The following is a 205-nucleotide window of genomic DNA, read 5'->3' as shown; positions in this document are numbered from 1 at the left end:
GCAGCGTACCGAAGCTTTGTTCGACCACATAACGGGTCTTCGACAAATATCGGTTACGTTTGGTTTGCGCTTCCGTCGGCGGACGGTTGCGGCGGGCTTTGCGCATAATGCCGTCCGGTAACCGATGCTCTTTCAGATGTTGCCGGTTTTCCTTACTGTCATAGCCTTTGTCGGCATAGACGGTCGTGCCTTCGGCTATACCTTC

General features: G+C 54.1%; 1 protein-coding gene. It reads right to left on the bottom strand.

Annotated elements, in window-relative coordinates:
- Positions 1-205, bottom strand: a 205-nt coding sequence (locus tag ACTHTA_RS11710) for a transposase (RefSeq protein WP_440376402.1), incomplete at both ends; no start/stop codon positions are given.

Origin of the sequence: Neisseria sp. P0013.S005, assembly GCF_051958425.1 — a bacterium.
Lineage (GTDB): Bacteria > Pseudomonadota > Gammaproteobacteria > Burkholderiales > Neisseriaceae > Neisseria > Neisseria subflava.
This window is presented reverse-complemented; position numbering and strand designations above follow the sequence as displayed.